Annotated in this window: 22 protein-coding genes and 1 pseudogene; 8 read left to right on the top strand and 15 right to left on the bottom strand. The window is 39.4% G+C overall.

What is annotated here, in order from left to right; translation table 11 throughout:
• Positions 1-130: 130 nt before the first annotated feature.
• The 3 genes and pseudogenes from GSF04_RS08040 to GSF04_RS08050 form a co-directional block, all read left to right on the top strand.
• Complete coding sequence (locus GSF04_RS08040; protein WP_211859228.1) at positions 131-2014, top strand: hypothetical protein; 1884 nt, start codon at positions 131-133, stop codon at positions 2012-2014.
• Between the two features lie 386 nt (positions 2015-2400).
• Complete coding sequence (locus tag GSF04_RS08045; protein ID WP_010605716.1) at positions 2401-2691, top strand: helix-turn-helix transcriptional regulator; 291 nt, start codon at positions 2401-2403, stop codon at positions 2689-2691.
• A pseudogene (locus GSF04_RS08050) lies at positions 2681-3120 on the top strand (HipA N-terminal domain-containing protein); the annotation flags it as partial. The gene GSF04_RS08045 and the pseudogene GSF04_RS08050, both read left to right, overlap by 11 nt.
• 183 nt (positions 3121-3303) lie before the next feature.
• Here the strand turns inward: GSF04_RS08050 and GSF04_RS08055 are convergent.
• From GSF04_RS08055 to GSF04_RS08070, 4 genes are all read right to left on the bottom strand, one after another.
• The gene (locus GSF04_RS08055; RefSeq protein ID WP_211859229.1) at positions 3304-3915 is read right to left on the bottom strand and encodes a hypothetical protein; all 612 of its coding nucleotides are present in this window, start codon (positions 3913-3915) and stop codon (positions 3304-3306) included.
• A gap of 298 nt (positions 3916-4213) precedes the next feature.
• Positions 4214-4585, bottom strand: coding sequence for a hypothetical protein (locus GSF04_RS08060; protein ID WP_211859230.1), 372 nt, complete (start codon positions 4583-4585; stop codon positions 4214-4216).
• A gap of 176 nt (positions 4586-4761) precedes the next feature.
• On the bottom strand, positions 4762-5385 hold the full coding sequence (locus tag GSF04_RS08065) for a hypothetical protein (protein ID WP_211859231.1): 624 nt from the start codon (positions 5383-5385) through the stop codon (positions 4762-4764).
• 82 nt (positions 5386-5467) lie between these two features.
• Positions 5468-5890: an AlpA family phage regulatory protein gene (locus GSF04_RS08070; RefSeq protein ID WP_249122454.1), complete on the bottom strand. Its 423-nt coding sequence runs from the start codon at positions 5888-5890 to the stop codon at positions 5468-5470.
• A 99-nt stretch (positions 5891-5989) separates the two neighbouring features.
• Between GSF04_RS08070 and GSF04_RS08075 the strand changes: the two genes are divergently transcribed.
• From GSF04_RS08075 to GSF04_RS08095, 5 genes are all read left to right on the top strand, one after another.
• The gene (locus GSF04_RS08075) at positions 5990-6361 is read left to right on the top strand and encodes a hypothetical protein (RefSeq protein ID WP_039494329.1); all 372 of its coding nucleotides are present in this window, start codon (positions 5990-5992) and stop codon (positions 6359-6361) included.
• A gap of 256 nt (positions 6362-6617) precedes the next feature.
• Positions 6618-6788 carry a hypothetical protein gene (locus tag GSF04_RS08080; RefSeq protein ID WP_211859232.1) on the top strand — a complete coding sequence of 57 codons (171 nt, stop codon included), beginning with the start codon at positions 6618-6620 and terminating at the stop codon, positions 6786-6788.
• A 316-nt stretch (positions 6789-7104) separates the two neighbouring features.
• Positions 7105-7353, top strand: coding sequence for a hypothetical protein (locus GSF04_RS08085; RefSeq protein WP_211859233.1), 249 nt, complete (start codon positions 7105-7107; stop codon positions 7351-7353).
• A gap of 115 nt (positions 7354-7468) precedes the next feature.
• Positions 7469-8107 carry a DarT ssDNA thymidine ADP-ribosyltransferase family protein gene (locus GSF04_RS08090; RefSeq protein ID WP_211859234.1) on the top strand — a complete coding sequence of 213 codons (639 nt, stop codon included), beginning with the start codon at positions 7469-7471 and terminating at the stop codon, positions 8105-8107.
• Positions 8107-8796 (top strand): hypothetical protein, encoded by a 690-nt coding sequence (locus GSF04_RS08095; RefSeq protein ID WP_211859235.1) that lies wholly within the window; start codon positions 8107-8109, stop codon positions 8794-8796. Before GSF04_RS08090 ends, GSF04_RS08095 begins: the two co-directional genes overlap by 1 nt.
• 365 nt (positions 8797-9161) lie before the next feature.
• Here the strand turns inward: GSF04_RS08095 and GSF04_RS08105 are convergent, their stop codons facing one another.
• From GSF04_RS08105 to mobC, 11 genes are all read right to left on the bottom strand, one after another.
• On the bottom strand, positions 9162-9392 hold the full coding sequence (locus GSF04_RS08105; protein WP_010605703.1) for a hypothetical protein: 231 nt from the start codon (positions 9390-9392) through the stop codon (positions 9162-9164).
• A 130-nt stretch (positions 9393-9522) separates the two neighbouring features.
• Positions 9523-10071 carry a hypothetical protein gene (locus tag GSF04_RS08110; protein ID WP_211859237.1) on the bottom strand — a complete coding sequence of 183 codons (549 nt, stop codon included), beginning with the start codon at positions 10069-10071 and terminating at the stop codon, positions 9523-9525.
• Positions 10064-10627 (bottom strand): hypothetical protein, encoded by a 564-nt coding sequence (locus GSF04_RS08115; protein WP_211859238.1) that lies wholly within the window; start codon positions 10625-10627, stop codon positions 10064-10066. Before GSF04_RS08115 ends, GSF04_RS08110 begins: the two co-directional genes overlap by 8 nt.
• 16 nt (positions 10628-10643) lie before the next feature.
• Positions 10644-10838 carry a hypothetical protein gene (locus GSF04_RS08120; RefSeq protein ID WP_211859239.1) on the bottom strand — a complete coding sequence of 65 codons (195 nt, stop codon included), beginning with the start codon at positions 10836-10838 and terminating at the stop codon, positions 10644-10646.
• A gap of 158 nt (positions 10839-10996) precedes the next feature.
• Positions 10997-11275, bottom strand: a complete 279-nt coding sequence (locus GSF04_RS08125) for a hypothetical protein (protein WP_211859240.1) — start codon at positions 11273-11275, stop codon at positions 10997-10999.
• Positions 11276-11351: 76 nt separating this feature from the next.
• Entirely contained in the window at positions 11352-12056 is a 705-nt protein-coding gene (locus tag GSF04_RS08130) for a hypothetical protein (protein ID WP_211859241.1), read from the bottom strand.
• A gap of 31 nt (positions 12057-12087) precedes the next feature.
• Positions 12088-12786, bottom strand: coding sequence for a DnaJ domain-containing protein (locus tag GSF04_RS08135; protein ID WP_211859242.1), 699 nt, complete (start codon positions 12784-12786; stop codon positions 12088-12090).
• Positions 12783-13040 (bottom strand): hypothetical protein, encoded by a 258-nt coding sequence (locus GSF04_RS08140; protein WP_211859243.1) that lies wholly within the window; start codon positions 13038-13040, stop codon positions 12783-12785. Before GSF04_RS08140 ends, GSF04_RS08135 begins: the two co-directional genes overlap by 4 nt.
• Entirely contained in the window at positions 13040-14503 is a 1464-nt protein-coding gene (locus GSF04_RS08145) for a type IV secretory system conjugative DNA transfer family protein (RefSeq protein ID WP_211859244.1), read from the bottom strand. The genes GSF04_RS08140 and GSF04_RS08145 overlap by 1 nt, the downstream gene beginning before the upstream one ends.
• A 193-nt stretch (positions 14504-14696) precedes the next feature.
• A complete protein-coding gene (locus GSF04_RS08150) occupies positions 14697-15659 on the bottom strand; it encodes a hypothetical protein (RefSeq protein ID WP_211859245.1) in 963 nt (320 codons plus the stop codon).
• A gap of 1 nt (position 15660) precedes the next feature.
• On the bottom strand, positions 15661-16047 hold the full coding sequence (mobC, locus tag GSF04_RS08155) for a plasmid mobilization relaxosome protein MobC (RefSeq protein WP_211859246.1): 387 nt from the start codon (positions 16045-16047) through the stop codon (positions 15661-15663).
• Positions 16048-16253 lie beyond the last annotated feature (206 nt).

Consider the following 16253-nt stretch of genomic DNA (forward strand, 5'->3'; position numbering starts at 1 on the left):
CGAAACTCGTTGCAACTTAACAAGTTATTGTGCAGAGTATTGCAGAAATTGAAAGGTGTGGCTGGATGCTGCGTAAACTAGACGACCTCCTAGCCACCAACATTGGACTGTTTATACAAGGAGGCTGCTAGTGGCTTTTGATTATGGCTCTATTGATTTAGGGCTTAAAAACCCATTTAAAACGGAAGGTAAAATCACTGCTATTCGTGGTGCAATACAAACTATTGCTGGAATTGCATTACTGGTGATTGCCGCCAGCTCTGTTAAGAGCGATGCGGGTATGGGTTGGATCATCATGCTATTTGGCATGTTGATTTTAGGTCTTGGGATCACGTCTCTTGCAAAAGGAATATATGCAACGCTGCGTTTTTTTGTGGGTCGTAACCATCCCACCTCTTTAGCTTATAACTTCAGTAAATCAGAAACTTCAACCGCCCAGCAAGAAAAGGCTGATGTGGCTTACCGTGCTAAAACGCTAGAAGAAATGTTGATTGGCCGAAAGAACAGCACGTTTGTAGAACCGAAAGGGTTCTTATCGCGTTTACTTCACAGCATTGCACCTAAATTACTCTTTCTCCCTTATCCTATCAGAAATATGAGCCAACGCTTATTTGGTGCATGGGTGAGTACATTAACTGCACTTGTGCTTTATGGTGTGGTGGCGTTTGTATCGCTTTCTGGCTTTGCCGGTGATGCTGGGGAGCTGACTTTCCCAATCTATAGCACCTTACTGATGATATATATTTTGTCATGTTGGTATAGCGCGGCTAAACCGATTTCACGCAAAGCGGAACATGCCATTGAATCTTTGGGGAGTGCGACCCTCACTAAAGTGATTTCGCTCTCTTTTGTGCTACCAATCCTGATTGGTTTAACTTTGTCTTACATCATGGATGAAGGAAAGTTAAGTAAAGCCGATATTGAGCTCTTTTTTGCGCCGTTACCTAGTCTTCATACTTGGGCTTATCTCACGGGCGTTATCGTGCTTGCACTTGGCTGTAGCGCCATTATTGCTGTTATGCTTAAAGCGCGTTTAGACAAAGTAAACCCAGTGGTTGAAGTGTCTGAGTTAAGAGAAAACTGGCAAGAATCAGTACATCCAAATGAGATATTTATTAACTTAGACAACTTGGTGATGGCTAATCGCCGATATAAAGAAGTACCAAACCGAGTTTATCGTGAGCTAGATCCCAGCTTGCAAGAACAAGTTGATGGTAAAGGTGGCTTTAAAGGCGAAATGATCCAAGAAGTACAACCTAAAGTTCTGCCCCTAGATTTAGGTAAATCGTTTGAACGCTTTAGGTTTTTATCCTTGCTTGGTGGTAACTTACTGCAGCTAGTAACTCTTGGATTAAGCGTCTTTTTTGCTTATGCCGTAGTAGATATTTACCACTATATAACGAGCGCCAATATCAGTAATTTTTCTAGTGCTTTCAGCGAAGAAAACATTGTGTCATTCAGCGCTGTTGTGATGGTAGCCGTACATTTACTGCTAAGTGGCTTATTGATTAAATCGTTTGCGTCAATGCTAACCAATGCTGCACACGTATTCTATGCCGAGATGCAGTTTGAATCTCTGCTGGTTTATTTTAAGTGTGAAGGGACATTTACTGAGTCAAAAATATCAACAGGTACTGGTATTCACGATTCCACACGCTCTGAAAATACGCTAGTACGCAGCAGTATTACCCCTTGGGTAGTGGTGTCGAGAATAGTTTCAACGACCTTCGCTGCCACGGGCATGAAAAACCTAGAGCACCCAAGACATATTTTAGAAATGCATAAATACGATGCACAGCTAAGCGACATCCGTAAAGATGTGATTAGCTTCTTAAAAGACCGAGAATCCATCGCCGCGATTACCAGCGAACGTGATTTAGGTAACGCCTCACAAGTATACCAACTCAATCAGCAAACGAGAGCGGTGGACCAAAACCACCAACTGCGTGCAAGTAGTGATGAAGCCGGCGCCTATCTGCGCCGAGAAGAAGCACTCGAAAATAAAGAAGAGTAACAGACAAATGCCACCCTCGGGTGGCGTTTTTGTTGAGGTTAGTGAGCTTTATTCAATATATTTTTTGAATTTGCTCATTGAGTGGCAATCTAAACATTTAAAAATTCAAAAGTTTACCGAAAAGAAACCGTTAAAAAATGCCTGTTTGCTCACCAAACTGCCCACCACTTGTCTATGGCTTTTACTAAATCTTAGTGGTGCTTCTTGGCTATGACTACGGAAAAACAGTGCCGTTTTTATGCTGCTGTCAGGACTTAAAAATAGAAGTTTTGAAGGGCTTTATCGAGTGATTTTTCAACACTTTATTTATCTATGGATACAATAGTATCTACTTTCTGCTTTATTTCGCTATAATAGATATAACTGTATCCATTTGGTCTTTGCGAATGAATTTTACCTTACTTGATGATACCGATGTAAGCCAAGCTTATGCGGCTTATTTGCGTGAGTTACGAAAGCAGGCAAAATTGTCACGATCTGCATTGGCTGAGCGAAGCTGTGTACCTGCTGCCACCATTAAGAAGTTTGAGTTGACCGGGCAAATTTCATTTCGCCAATTGCTGTTGCTATGGCAGACCCTCGATTCATTGGATAGGCTTTATCAGCTCACACAGCCTAGCAAAGAACGCGCTGCTATACCCACGAGTATTGACGAGGTGCTAAAAGATGAGTTTTAAACCCATTCAAAAACTCATGGTAACTCGTAGATTAAGCTCCGGTGAGCAGGTTGCTGTAGGGGTCTTGGCGCAGAATCGGCAAGGCGTTTTTTTCAGTATGCAGACAGCTATTTGCAGCAGTTTGGCAATTTATCACCTTTTACTTTGCAGTCGAGCACACAAGTTCAAGTCGCACCTAAAGCGCCGCATCAAGGTGTACATGGCGTATTTGGAGATTGTTTGCCCGATGGCTGGGGCATGCTGTTGCAAGATCGTATTTTCCGGCAACGGGGCATCCTGCCTAATCAATTAACGGCGATGGACCGGCTGGCTTTTGTAGGTGATAAAGGCATGGGAGCGCTGTCTTTTTCTCCGGTGTCTGAGTTTTCAACCACGACGAACGCTGACATTGATTTAGCTACTTTAGGCTTAGAAGCGCAAACGCTGTTCGTGATCAATCTAAAGATGAATTTGGTAAAACGATGGGGTTTGTTAATTTTGGTGAAGTTGACTATGTATCACATACTGGTAGCCAACCCATGAGTATCACTTGGCAGTTGCGAAATAGCATGCCGGCATTCATGTGGAAACAGGCGGCTAAGTTAGCAATGGCATAGCTTTTGTTATTGGGTGTTAGCTTAATAGAGCGAGCATTTCCTTAATAGGCCAAATACAGTCTTTTTGTCCTTTAACCATGCATGGGCGTTCAGCTAACCAGGCTGCAGTTCTATACGGCGAACAATCCATGATGTTAATTTGGTCGAACCAAAGTTGATGTTCTATATCGCCTTTCATTTGATTCATCGTCCCTTGCACACTACGGTTATTGGCTTTGGCGATTGTTAGCGGGCCGAGTAATGAGGCTGCTTTTTGTAATTGCTGGTTACTTGCACCCACTTTTAGCAAGGTATTCATAAAGCTATCAGCAAATAGATAATCTAACTTTGCAAAATCTGGTTTGGTGAGACCAATAATAAATACTGGAAAGCGGGTTTGATTATGCATCAGGAGCACACAGTTTCTGCGTTGTATTGTGAGCAAATTAGCATGCCAATCTGACAAAGGGTGAGTGTTTGGCGTGCTTAAATCAGTCAGCTTTGCATCGGAACAAGCGGGTATAACTCCTTCATTGACAGGGAGCTTTGCAATGAGTTTTTGTGTACAGAAAAGGTTAATCATGCGGTTGCCTTTTTGTTCTAATAACAGTTGAAGTTTAGCGAAATTATGAAGGTTAATATACTTCATAAAATGAACCCAATAAAAAACCGCCGAGAGGCGGTTTTTCAAAGCTGATAGAATATCGGTGTGTTATTCAATATTCTGGATCTGCTTCTTGAGTGTAAAATAGAAGTCTTTAAATTACAGTTGGTTATCTTTGGTTTTTACTAGCAAAAAAAGGCGTCTGCCACCACTCCTGCCACCATTGTTTTTCGGTTAACCCTGTGTCGAATTACTCTATATTCCGAGGCTAGTTTAGCAGCTTTTGGATCTCTATTGAATATAAGCATATTTGGTTAACCCAATTTTTGATATTTGTACAAAGCTAACGAGGTTTATTTTTCCAACCTATGCCAGTTACGACTCCCATCCCCGCTGCGAGGACATGTGTTAAGATTTTCATCGCAGTGTCGGTGTCGTCTTTTACAAATACTAATGCCACAACTAATCCAATTAGAAAGATAATAACGCCTACTAACAGATAATAGCCTTTATTAAACTTCTCATGATTCTGGTCTAATTCAGTTATATTTTCTTTGTGCTTTAGGTTTGCCTTTTGAGATTCACTTTCGTGTTTTCGTTCAGAGTGCTCCCCGAATTTATCTATAGCCAAGCCTACGGCAGTCAGAACTGTTTCAAAGTTGGCATTTTGTCGGTTTACAATATTCAGAGGCGAAAGCCGTTCTTCTTCTGTCATTTGGCTTTCTAATTTACTTTGTTGCTCAATTTGTTTGCTTATTTCTTCGGTACTCGACACCATAGCGTCCTTCTCATGCTTATTTCTTTAATGAGTCTGTTTACAGAAACTAAAAAATTATATTTTGCGTGCTTAAGGCGTTCGCACACTATGCAAGTTAGTATGTTCTTAGTGTGTTAGTATGAGTGTTTTTGAAGGTACTCATCATAAGAAGAATAGGACTTTGAGCCTTTAGACCTTCTTTTCCGGCCAAGTACAGTACCATCAATTCTTGTTTGAACAAATTTGGCGAGTTCATCGAATTTAGTCAATGGCACCATATCCCATTTAGCCCCAAACTTTCTCTTAATTGAGGTATAGAAAATAGCGTAATTCATATTTCCAGAACCGACCTCAGCTTTCTTAAATTCATGATACCTATCAATCAAGTATTTGACGTAGTTCTTATGCTGCAAGCTTGAAGCTATTGAACCAAGAGGGGCTTCAACTTTGATACTTTTCTTTGAAGTTTTAAACTCAACATTGGTTGCTATCACGCCATTGTTTGTACCACCAGAGAAGTTAATTACATTCTCTGTGTGATGTGAGGTAGTAGGGGAGTAATTTAGATCTAAAGCAAGTTGTTTGACTTCATTTTCAACGGACTTACTTCGGATAATATCATGCAGTTTCTTTACATCGGTCTCATTCTGGAGCAAAAGGGGCAGTTCGCTATCTATTTCTCTAAGTCCTTTACTCACATAATGTCCAATTGCACCGTTGGCTAGACCATTTGCCAAAAAAGTAATTATTTCTTCCATGTTTATCTCTAAACTTTTTGTAGTTATTCAAACTAATGCAGTAGCCTAAAATATCATTGTTAATTTTGTGTTTCAATAACGGCTAACAATGTTTTATCCACTCTTGTATATCATTATAGCGCCACCCGATACGGCTTCCTGTAAGTGGCACTCTAGCGGGGAATTTCCCTGCACGTTCTAGTCGCCAAATGGTTGTACGGGAGAGATCAGTTAGGCGCTGTACTTCTTTTACGCAAATGATCTTATCGGGTGTGCTTAATTGTGGCGGTTCATTACTGGACTGGATTTGTTGCGCTAAGTACTCCAAAAGTTGAAACCCGAAAAATTCCGTAATTTCTTCGTCAACTTGGATATACTCAATTTTATGCTGCTTCTGTAACTTTGTGAGCGCTTCAATAGTGCAATGCAAGAAAAGAGCGGCTTCAGTCTGAGAAAAGCGCTGATAAAGGCATATACCCATGCTATCGGCCATATCACATATTTGTGGAGTAAACGGATGCGCCATATTTAAGCTCTATTCCCTTCTTGCTATACCTGACAAAGTTGAAATTTTAAGGTTCAGGGTTCAAACTGTTTATATATCAGTCAATATAGATAGTAATGTATGGAAGCCAAAGAGCAAGATTCAATTTATCGGCCAAAAGACGATGAGCTGGTTTCACGAATTAACGCCTATCACACGGTAATGAAGGAAAAGCGCAATATTGAACTGAGTCTTGACCTATTCAAAGATAAAGAATGGGCTGAGCGGTTGGGTTCGACACAAGAACTCGAACAGGCGCACAAAGTCATTTCAACTAGCCTAGAAAAGGCCATCATGAGTTTTAGTGATAGCGATTTGAAAAAAGCCAGTGAACAAAAACTCTTAGACGATACACAGCTCCATGAAATGCGAATTAACCAAGCTAAAGCAAAGCTCGGTACACTTCGTCAATCTCAAGATAGTTACGAGAAAAAACACGGTAAATCAATTTAATAGAGTGACCGAGTTAAATCGATTATTTCGAGTAACGCGAAATAACGAAGTAAATTTGATTATTTTAAAATATCAGTAAAATCAGTTTGATAGATTTAATTGATAATACAAGTTTATGAAAGTAACTGTCTATACCACAAAATGAGGGGCGGGGAAGTCTCCAATCTCAACCAATATCGTTCACGACCACGGTTTTGCGTTAGGAACAAACGAGCCATACCATATTTATGACGAAATATTACCTGAAGATCAGTTTATGGCCGTTGATCTCAATGAGCCTTTTCCTGTGATACCTGATCATATAGATATGGTCTTCGATCTTGCTGGGGCACTTTCAAATAGCGCATTAAGTATTAGCACCGCGATTGCGCAATCTGATTGGGTGATCATACCCATCTATGATGAGTACAAGTCCATACTAGCGTGATTAAATACACTAGCTGAAGTTTTACACCTCAATAAAAATGTTCTTGTGGTGGCAACCAAACTGCAAAAAACTTACCGTGACAAAGGTAAAAGCTGGCATGAGTGCGAAAGTTTTAGGCACATTCAATCGCTTGTGCATGAAAAGTTTGGCTGAGATATTCCCGTACTACCACTGAAGTTCTCTAAGGTATTTGATGAGATCTTTAAGTCCAAAAAATCAATCTCACAGCTTCAAGCTGCGTCACCACTTGCCAAGTTTCAATATAGGGAAGTGAGTAAGCAATTCGATGCCATTTATTCTTTAATCCTCCCTAAAAATGAATCAAAAAAATAGCCTGACAGATATCAAGCTTAGTAACAAAAACACACTATCTAATTTGATGCATCAGCCATCACCATTAAAAACCAGTGGCAGAACAGCAAAACCAGCTGCGGAAAAACAATCAGAGCTGGTAGGTTTAAGATTTACACCGTCAGAGCTTGCGGTTATCAAGAAAAAGGCTGGGTTAGTGCCTGTAGCGACTTTTATTAAGAATGAACTGCTTGAGAGAACTAATTTGTTGTAATGCCGTGAAATTTACTTTTGCAAAAGGTTGCTATAACTTGGTTTATATTTACTCACTAGCCCTCCCTAAACTGTGTAATAGAGGTGAAGACTACTTCACATCTTAATGGAAATATATGTTTGATAATAAAGCATTAATTAGAAGTTTTGCTCAGGAAATAGATATACCTTACTTAGTTCACTTTACTAAAGTTTCTAATCTTGAGAGCATTATCTACCATGGGCTGGTTTCTCGTGAAAGCCTAGATCAAGGCTTGTATCAAGGAGTGGTCAATGACAATGAACGGTTGGACAATCGTCGAGATACTGTTTCAGTCTCAATAGCCCACCCTAACGATAAAATGTTCTATAAGTATAGAAATGTTGACTCCGATTGGTGTGTTCTAGGTATAAATGTGAGAGTGCTCTGGGAGCAAGACTGTTTGTTCTTTAAACATAATGCCGCTGACGCTTTAATGAGTAACTTATCTGAACAACACTTGAGAGATGTTGGCGCTTTTCGGTCTATGTACGATGAAGTTTCATGGCTGGGAAGTAGAGTGGAACAGGGACTTTTGAACTATGACCCTACGGATGTTCAAGCAGAAATATTGGTGAAAAACTATATCCCCACAAACTCAATATTTGGAGTTGTTGTCTCTAACAGGCAAGTGAAAAAGAATATTGCTCACTTTACTAATCATTTGAAGGTGGCAATCAACGAACCTAATAAGATACTCTATGCGAGTCGAAATTATCGTAGGAAATGGCAATAATGGCAATTCGTCCAATTTTTGTTCCTTTGAAAAACAATGTTGGAGTGTTAGAAGAGAGTATTGAGTTTAAATGGTTCTCTGGTTTTTCTTTATCGCAGAAACAAAAATCAATAGCTGAGTTACACTCGGTTGCAAATGAAATGGGGCATAACAGAATATTGGAAATTTCGAGCAAATCACCTGATGAGTTAGGTGTTTCTCTTAGTGCTTTTAACCTGCAAGTAGTTACGGTCAAACAAAAAAGAAAGTTTAGTGTCGAATCTGCTTTTCAGGGGAGTAAAGTTTTTGAAAAAGGTGGGCCGTATGTTGATTTATTCCAGCGCACATCATTGGAAGCAAAGCGAGACATCAGACTGAAGGAGTCTGGTAATTTGATAAAGTTTCAATTTTTCAATAGTGACTTTCCAATTATTCCAAGAACTTATTTTTATGATTGGTTATATATCAATGCTTTACTTCAGAATGAAGAGCTTAAAGAACGGCTAGAGGAGTATAGCTGCTTTACAGATATAGAGTTTAATCCACAAAAATCAATAAATTGCCAAGCGCATGCTGTGGCTCTCTATATAAGTATTAAAAATAAAGGACTTGAAAGTCAGCTCAAAGATCCAAGCGACTTTTTAAGTATCGCTTCTGGACATTATGAAAAACAAGAGCGAATGATATCAGTTCAAAATAAGTTGGTTTAAGCGATATATCATATTGTGCAAATAGGTTCTTACCTAAAGCTTACCTGACAAAAGAAGTTACACTTTTCATTTTGTATTACGCAACAACATATTTTGAAATACTGAGGCGTGGAGTATATGCAGGATATACACACTGTCTTTTGATATATCGTATTGATAGTACAGGTTGTAGTCTCGATAAACAAAGCGCCTGATATTCTTTTCTTTGTTGTAGAGCGGGTGGGAACAAGGGAATGTAGCTAAGTTTTCAACTGCTCTTTGCAAGAATTCTTCACAGAAACTTCTGGCTCTGGCTGGATTATCTTCAGCTATAAAACATTCGATCGATTCAAGGTCGGTTTTGGCTTTGCGGGTTAGTAGTACTTTTACCATTGAGATGCTGGTTTAGAAAGTATCTGTGAAATATTGCCAGCATCAAGTTCAACCATATCACCATTAGCTACATCTTGAAGACCTTGTTCAATACCCGAATCAATACGTTTTTTTACGTACTCTGAAACTGCCTCGAAGATAAGATCTTCAGGCGACTGAAACCCTGAGTTGTTAGCTTCAGTTTGTACAAGCTCAGCAACGTTACCGTGGAGAGTAATAGTCATACTGTCTACTCTTAAAAAATAAGCCTACTTCTATTGTATCAGAAATTGGTCAAAGTCAAATCTATAGTGTAAAGAGCTTGCGATAGTTAGAAGAATCTTGTTTACACATTTAGAAATTGAGACTATGGTATTAATCTGTCAGTCCCGCTATCAGCTTATTTATTGAGTTTGTATTTTCAGAGTAAAGTCTGGAGTATTCTCTCTCGAAGTCAGGCCAATTGCTTTCAAAGCTTTTTCTAAGAAATGAATCATCAACACTATCTTCCCCTAGAGTATTATTGAGACTTATCATAAAGTCTAACATGCTTTGGTGAGTTGGACTGGTGTAGTTAAGCCCAAGTAGTGATAGTGGGTGATTATCACTTGAAAGTTTTCTGTAGTCCAAGTTGCCACATAAAATGGCGAAAGTAGGTCTATTTTTTCCAAAGAATAAGCCAGCTTCGAAATTAATCCAGTTTCGGTCTTTACTTTTTTCCGTTAATACTGAGATACAGCAGTGACTTTCTTCAGCTGCTTTTACTACATTTTTTGGGAAGTCAGCACCCTGAGGTAAACAGTTTGGATCCGTAGAACACCAAGTTTTTACTACAGGGATAACTAAACCAATCCAGCTGTGTAAGAATGAAGCTAGATCTGTAGCATTCGCAGAATGACTGATAAAGAGTTGTTTTCTAGGCACTCATCAATTCCTCAAATACTAAAGTAGCATTTCTGGCATCATATTGGTTGGTTTCAAGCAAGTAGAATATCCGTTCATAAGCATTGCTTCTTCTCATACTTTTATTAAATCCTTGTAATATGTATTCAAAAATATATTTAATGAATATAAAGTTGATGCTAAGCAGAAGTTCACGTTCGCTCTTATTCATTGCCTCGTATTGTTCTTTATTGACCGCAGTTACAACAGGAGGATAGTGATAAGCCCATTTAGCTACGTGAGCAAGCATTTTCGATGGCTTCGAATCAGTTATTTCATGCCAAACTTTGTAATGGACTATATCGTTTAAATAACGACCCACCATAGCAAGAATATTTGTATAACTAACCCTTAGATAGCCCTTGATACCTAAGCCTGTGGCTTCCATCTCTTCTACGAACATCGTCGCTAATTTTTCAATAGCTGCAACTCTGCGCTCATACTTTGGGTAAAATTCTGTATGTAAAGAGTCAATGCGTCCCTTTACAGCAGAGTAATCAAAATTAGCCGATAGCCATGAACCATATAAACCAGACATAAAAACTCTTAATGTTTTAGCTTTCTTTAGAAGTGCTCTCAGGTTTAGGTAAAAAACCTGAATCAGCTAAAATACCGTGAAGAGTTTTTTTCACAAAATCTCTAGTCACTTCGTAGTCAACAAATTCCTCAGAGCAATTCTGTTCTTCTAAGGATAGGAACTGTTTCAATGCGTCATCGCTACTGAATGAGTATTCCAATTTATTTTCCATTCTAATCTTATATAAATTAATAAAGTTATAAAACTCGTGAATCATACAGTGTAACTTTGAAAAGTCAATTGCATTTTCAAAAAATTAACATTGATGTCTAAGAATTCTACATACCCACGAGTATTACTTAAAATAGATTGTATTTCAATATAGTACAATTAATCCCAATGATAGAGGATTGAATCATTTTCAAGTGTTTGCTTTTTCGTTTTGTTCTTGTTCAACTTTTTTTCCAGTTTCCGTATACTTGCTTTCACATGCGCAAACTTTTGCTGTGATTCGCTGAGCCTTTTAGCTACATATTTACATTGATCGCGCAGTTTATAGGGCTTTTGTTGGATGGTTCTGACTTGTTCTTTCCACCGTTCGATTTTACCTTCACAGTTAGGTACTAAGCCATCAAAACAACTATATGCTGAGGCAACGCGAGTAGCCATCGCGACACTTGAAATAATTGAACTTAATCCGTCCCAAAAACCACCTTCACCATCACCAATAGCATCAGCGGCACTTTCAGCTCCCTAAACCAATTTCACCACCTGAAAGGCGTTGACTAAGCATGGAGCTACACGCATTACCAGCTAGAAATAGCTCTGCATTACTGGCTCTTTTACCGTTACGTTTACGTTCTTCTTGTAGCGCATATTTACAAGCCTTTGAACCTAGTGGCGCAAGGCATGAGATCTGAGCTTTTTGTAAGGCGTCAGGATCGTCACAAATAGTACGGGGTCGTTGAGGTGTGCTTTGGGCTGCTATCAGTGTGCAACGATTATTTTGATACGCAGGGTTTCTATTAAGTGACCTTAATAAACTCTGTATATCACTGGGGTATTGCTTTTGGTAGTGTGCAATTTTTTGCTCTATTTCAGACTTTTCAGTAATCAATCTCGCATGTTGATTTGGTAGTGGGTTTTTAATGCACCTGTGAATAGGTTTGCCATAAGGGTCATCTTTTGGCATGAGCTTAAAGCACTGCCCTGAGACTGATTTATTTAAGGTGTATTTGTAGCGATTTGAGCCAATATCTCGACCATACCAGCGGCTATTGTCTTCAGACACCAAGGTGGGTAAATCTTCGGAGGCTTGCTGCTTTTGGTAATACAAGGTGATGGAATCATACTGAGAGCTTACCTTGTACGGGGTTGGTGTTGAGCACCCTGTCATTGTCAAAACTACAGTCAGTAAGCAAAGCAGTGTAAGTGTGCGTTTTACTAGCATTCGTTTATCTCCTTTAGAAACCAGTTCAGTACTACTTCAACTTTCTCTGAATTGTCTCCCATGCAATGTTGATTAGCTTGGCGTTTTCTTTCGCCTGTTGTTTTAAAATCCCGTCAAACTTATCTAGTTTGTCGGGATGAAATAAGTTTGATAAATGCCGATAAGCTTTTTTAAACTCGGCTAGGCTGCTGCCAGCATGAACGCCAAGAATTGAGCAAGCGTCCTCGAATTTGCGCGGATCTAACCCCGTAGAATCAAATTGTGATTGGTTTGAGTTGTTGTTCGATTGTTGTTGGCTTTGTTGCCGCTGAAAGGCTTCTTGCTTGCGTCTGAGTTCTTCACTGGCGCGTTTTATTTCTTCCTCGGCTTGAGCTTTTTGTCTGCGGAGTTCTTCAGCTTGGGCTTTTATATCTTGCTCTGATTGCTTTATGTCATCTTGATATTGAGCTTGGCTTTGTTCACTTTTAGCTTTGGCGAGTTGATAGCTGAGTTTTACTTCAGAGAACGCATCGATGAGCCAATAAAAAGGATTGGTGTAAACGTATAAAAAGCCCAGTAAATAAGGGATAAAATACCAGCTTTGATCTTCAGTAACTAACGTTGAACCGACAGGCACTAATGAGACAGCTAACCCAATAAAGATAAAAAATGGATTACCACCTTTGCAGCATTTGCCAAAAATGAAGCCCATAATAGCTACAAACACCGTAAAAAATAAAACCGTGGTCATTGTTGAAACAGTCTCCGATATAAGGGCTTGCCTGTATGTACTAAAAAGCCAGCTACAAAGGGAATAGTGATAAACCAAGTATCAACCGCCATTGCAAATTGCATCATGGGGTAAAAGATAAGTAAGCCTACCAAACACCAAAAAATATTCCCTTTACGGCAAAACCAGCCAAAGACAAATCCACAAACAAAGATCAGCCCAAGGTAAAATAGTAGGTCGCCCGTGAAGTGTACGCCAAACAAGTATAAGTCCATTACAGCCTCACCAGTTTGGAGTTAATGCAGCGGTTGCCATGATTGCTAATTATTGGCGGAAAGCTCGCTGCTTTTTTAAATCGTCTGTTTTGATAATAAGGTGTCACGGTCAATTTAACGGGGTATCGATTTTTACATATCAATAATGCTTCGTTATCGAGCATGGTTCTGACTTCGTCAGAGTTAAGCAAGTTGTACTCTCTGTAGTTGTCGTGAGTATCGGTAAATTCGGCGACTTGTCTTTCTCTTACACGCCCTGATAGCTTTGAAAAATAATCTGCGGTTACGGGATCTGAACTGCTTAAACAAATATTTGTGTTAAACGCGCCTTGGATTGATTCAGCGGTTTTTTGTCCGTAGCGCATCGACAATTGAGAGATAGACTGCAAAATTATTGAAAGCGATACACCATACCCCCTGATAGTGTTAGCAACTGAAACAAAATCACTCACGTAACTATTTCCAAACTCATCATATAGAATATAAACAGGTAATGAATTGCCACCCAAATGATGATTACGCATACACTCATTGAACACGCTACGAAAGAACAACGAGGTCGCGAATGAGTAATATTTTTGGTGCTCTGGCGGCGTACAAAAATAAATGATGGTTTTTTCTTTTCTTAAGCGTGAGAGGTCATAGTCGGACTTGCTAAAAAAGGTGCGCATATCTCGATTAGTCAACGCCCTTAGAGCGGTTAAGCAGATCCCAACAAATGATTGAATTGCTTCTTTGTTACCTGTTAACGCGCCTTTCCACTCGTTCAGTACAGATTCGTCTTCAGGAAAATTTGGATCCCAGCAATTATTAGCTATCCAATCATCCAGCCCCTCACCAAGCGCACCAAAGTTTTGTAACAGGTGGTAGAGGTTAGGTAAGTTGAAATATTTCTTATCACCAAAGCTTAAGCACTTTATCAGCGTACCTAAAATACGTGTTGCACCGTTGTTCCAGTAGGCGTCTCCTTCTTTTGGGTTTCCTGACCAGATTAAGGTTTCGGCTATTAATTCCAGTTCAACAAAATTTTTTGCTTCGGTGAATGGATTGAACAAATTAGACTTGCTGACATCATGTGGGTTAAATACCACAATGTTGTAGCCGTTCGCTTTTAAATATCCTGATGTAGCTTGATGCACTTCGCCTTTGGGGTCGTGAACAACTAACGAAACATTATCGTTAGCCTTGGCTAATACGTTACTGATAATGTACTTTGTGGTTTTTCCTGCGCCCACGCGGGCTGTGAAGCATACATTTTGAAAGCTTTCAGTTACCGATAAATAACGGTTGTTGCCATCAATAAGTAGTCCTTTATTTCTGCGCGATAAAAAGCTGCTAGCCTCGCTACTATTTAGCAGCTTAGAGCCTTGCTTGGTGTTGAGCACTTTACCTTTAATCAGGTACTCAGTGGCTTTATAGGCAAAAGCGCCAATCGCTTTAAACACCATAATAATCTTATCCATCCTCCTTGGTTATAGAATATTGTTTTGACTTTCTAGCTCATAACAACGATTGCCTATGCTGTTGCAATGTTTGTTTGGCTTTATCTGATTTGTGTTTCCACGGTTTGCTTAATTTTGAGCCTTTCACCAACGCCAGTGCTTGGTCACATATACGCTTTACCTTTGCTTTAACAAGGTCAATGGTGGCGCTAATTCAACGGTGCTTTTTCTCATCGCTATCAGCATTTTTATGAGAGTTGCGATGTTGCTTTAGCTGCTCTTTTGCTTTGTCTTGTTTTTTCTCTGGCAAAACATCACGCTTTTGTTTTTCTGAGCTTTTATTGAGTGTAGCTTCTTTTTTGGCAAACTCCTGTTTCTGCTCCTGTATTTGCGGTTGCTGGGTCAGCTCTATTTGCTTACTCATCGCGGTAAATTGACTCTCAAGGCCGAGTGTTTTAAGACGGTACTTTCTGTCAGTTACAGTGTCTTTAAAACCGATGGCCTTACCTCGGGTATAAATTTCTAAATGTTCAGCGGCTAACCTTTCAAAAAATTGCTGCTTATTAACCGATTGAGTAAATATGCGTTCAAGCGCTTTGGTTACTCGTTCTCGTTCGGGCATTTTTCCCGTGCGTTTTTTTAATTCAGCCCCATTGTGAGATGTTTTCTTACCAGCTTGTTTGTTGATCACAAGCCCTTGTTGCAATTCGGGGTAGTGTTTATTTGTCCAAGTTTCTAAATGTTTTTTTGCGCGATCAAATTCATGTTTGCTCAAGCGTAGGTTTTTATTGCTCCCTCGCTCATTAGAGCTAATCATAAGATGAAAGTGGATATTATTTTGCGCATCGTTGTGCATATACCCATAAACAAGGTTCTTGTTTGCTCTTTGAACCACATACTCTTGCACTATATGAAAAAGCGCGTCCTGTTGCTTTTCAACACTGACGCTTTGGGTACGTGTAATCGAAATAATTTCGTGATACAGGTACACGCTGTTTTTTCGTTTTTTAAAGAGCAAGGAGTTATCGATAAACTCCTGAAGTATTTTCTCTCGTTGGTGTGTATAAACATTTCTCGAAAAAACATGCACACCGTCATGTTTTTCCGCTCCTTTTTTCATATAGTCATAAAGCTGATCAAAGTTAGCGACTTTGCGGCTTTTTGACTTAATTATCATGTTACTTTTTTAATCCTTTTAATGTGTATTCGGTGACTAGATCTTCTAGCTTTTTCAGCTCCATCAATAACTCGTTTTCATGCACCATAACTTGTAAGGTGTTTGAGCGGTGCGCGATTTGATTAATATTGTTGGCAACATTACGAATTAAAAAATGTAGCGTATCGAGCTTTTCTTTTAGCTCAGCTGGGATAAAGTAGTGTTGTTGCTGATAAGCCATTGCCATGTTTTTTACTGTCTGACTAACGGTGAGCTTTTCTTGTTGAGCAGCCTTTTTAAAGTTGCGATACTCTGCCAGCGTAAAGTTTAACTCCACACGTTTATGGTGTTTTCTAAACTCTGCCATGTATTGCTTTTGATAATCTTTTTTGTGCTCTGGGCTGTCCATACAGGTCTATTAGCAAAATAAATTATTGGCTCGATACGGAGCTTTTAAGGGGGTTGAGGGGGAAGCCCCCCACAAGATGCAAACAACGGTAGCGAAGCGTATTTCCGGAAGTTTGCAATCTTGCTCTCATACTTCAACCATAGCTGAGAGTTTAAAATTTGTGCAAATTTCAAGTGCGAATTTAGCGCAAAAATTTACAGGAGTAC

The sequence above is a fragment of the Pseudoalteromonas sp. A22 genome, from assembly GCF_018141345.1.
GTDB classification, from domain to species: Bacteria; Pseudomonadota; Gammaproteobacteria; order Enterobacterales; family Alteromonadaceae; genus Pseudoalteromonas; species Pseudoalteromonas maricaloris.

Bases quoted from the DNA above. Each gene is read 5' to 3' on its own strand.
- GSF04_RS08075 (WP_039494329.1), top strand. From the start codon at position 5,990: ATGGAAGCCAAAGAGCAAGATTCAATTTATCGGCCAAAAGACGATGAG.
- GSF04_RS08090 (WP_211859234.1), top strand. From the start codon at position 7,469: ATGTTTGATAATAAAGCATTAATTAGAAGTTTTGCTCAGGAAATAGAT.
- mobC (WP_211859246.1), bottom strand. From the start codon at position 16,047: ATGGACAGCCCAGAGCACAAAAAAGATTATCAAAAGCAATACATGGCA.
- GSF04_RS08070 (WP_249122454.1), bottom strand. From the start codon at position 5,890: ATGGCGCATCCGTTTACTCCACAAATATGTGATATGGCCGATAGCATG.
- GSF04_RS08105 (WP_010605703.1), bottom strand. From the start codon at position 9,392: ATGACTATTACTCTCCACGGTAACGTTGCTGAGCTTGTACAAACTGAA.
- GSF04_RS08135 (WP_211859242.1), bottom strand. From the start codon at position 12,786: ATGACCACGGTTTTATTTTTTACGGTGTTTGTAGCTATTATGGGCTTC.
- GSF04_RS08060 (WP_211859230.1), bottom strand. From the start codon at position 4,585: ATGACAGAAGAAGAACGGCTTTCGCCTCTGAATATTGTAAACCGACAA.
- GSF04_RS08130 (WP_211859241.1), bottom strand. From the start codon at position 12,056: ATGCTAGTAAAACGCACACTTACACTGCTTTGCTTACTGACTGTAGTT.
- GSF04_RS08045 (WP_010605716.1), top strand. From the start codon at position 2,401: ATGAATTTTACCTTACTTGATGATACCGATGTAAGCCAAGCTTATGCG.
- GSF04_RS08145 (WP_211859244.1), bottom strand. From the start codon at position 14,503: ATGGATAAGATTATTATGGTGTTTAAAGCGATTGGCGCTTTTGCCTAT.
- GSF04_RS08080 (WP_211859232.1), top strand. From the start codon at position 6,618: ATGGCCGTTGATCTCAATGAGCCTTTTCCTGTGATACCTGATCATATA.
- GSF04_RS08095 (WP_211859235.1), top strand. From the start codon at position 8,107: ATGGCAATTCGTCCAATTTTTGTTCCTTTGAAAAACAATGTTGGAGTG.
- GSF04_RS08115 (WP_211859238.1), bottom strand. From the start codon at position 10,627: ATGTCTGGTTTATATGGTTCATGGCTATCGGCTAATTTTGATTACTCT.
- GSF04_RS08055 (WP_211859229.1), bottom strand. From the start codon at position 3,915: ATGAAGTATATTAACCTTCATAATTTCGCTAAACTTCAACTGTTATTA.
- GSF04_RS08150 (WP_211859245.1), bottom strand. From the start codon at position 15,659: ATGATAATTAAGTCAAAAAGCCGCAAAGTCGCTAACTTTGATCAGCTT.
- GSF04_RS08125 (WP_211859240.1), bottom strand. From the start codon at position 11,275: ATGGCTACTCGCGTTGCCTCAGCATATAGTTGTTTTGATGGCTTAGTA.
- GSF04_RS08065 (WP_211859231.1), bottom strand. From the start codon at position 5,385: ATGGAAGAAATAATTACTTTTTTGGCAAATGGTCTAGCCAACGGTGCA.
- GSF04_RS08120 (WP_211859239.1), bottom strand. From the start codon at position 10,838: ATGGAAAATAAATTGGAATACTCATTCAGTAGCGATGACGCATTGAAA.
- GSF04_RS08140 (WP_211859243.1), bottom strand. From the start codon at position 13,040: ATGGACTTATACTTGTTTGGCGTACACTTCACGGGCGACCTACTATTT.
- GSF04_RS08085 (WP_211859233.1), top strand. From the start codon at position 7,105: ATGAATCAAAAAAATAGCCTGACAGATATCAAGCTTAGTAACAAAAAC.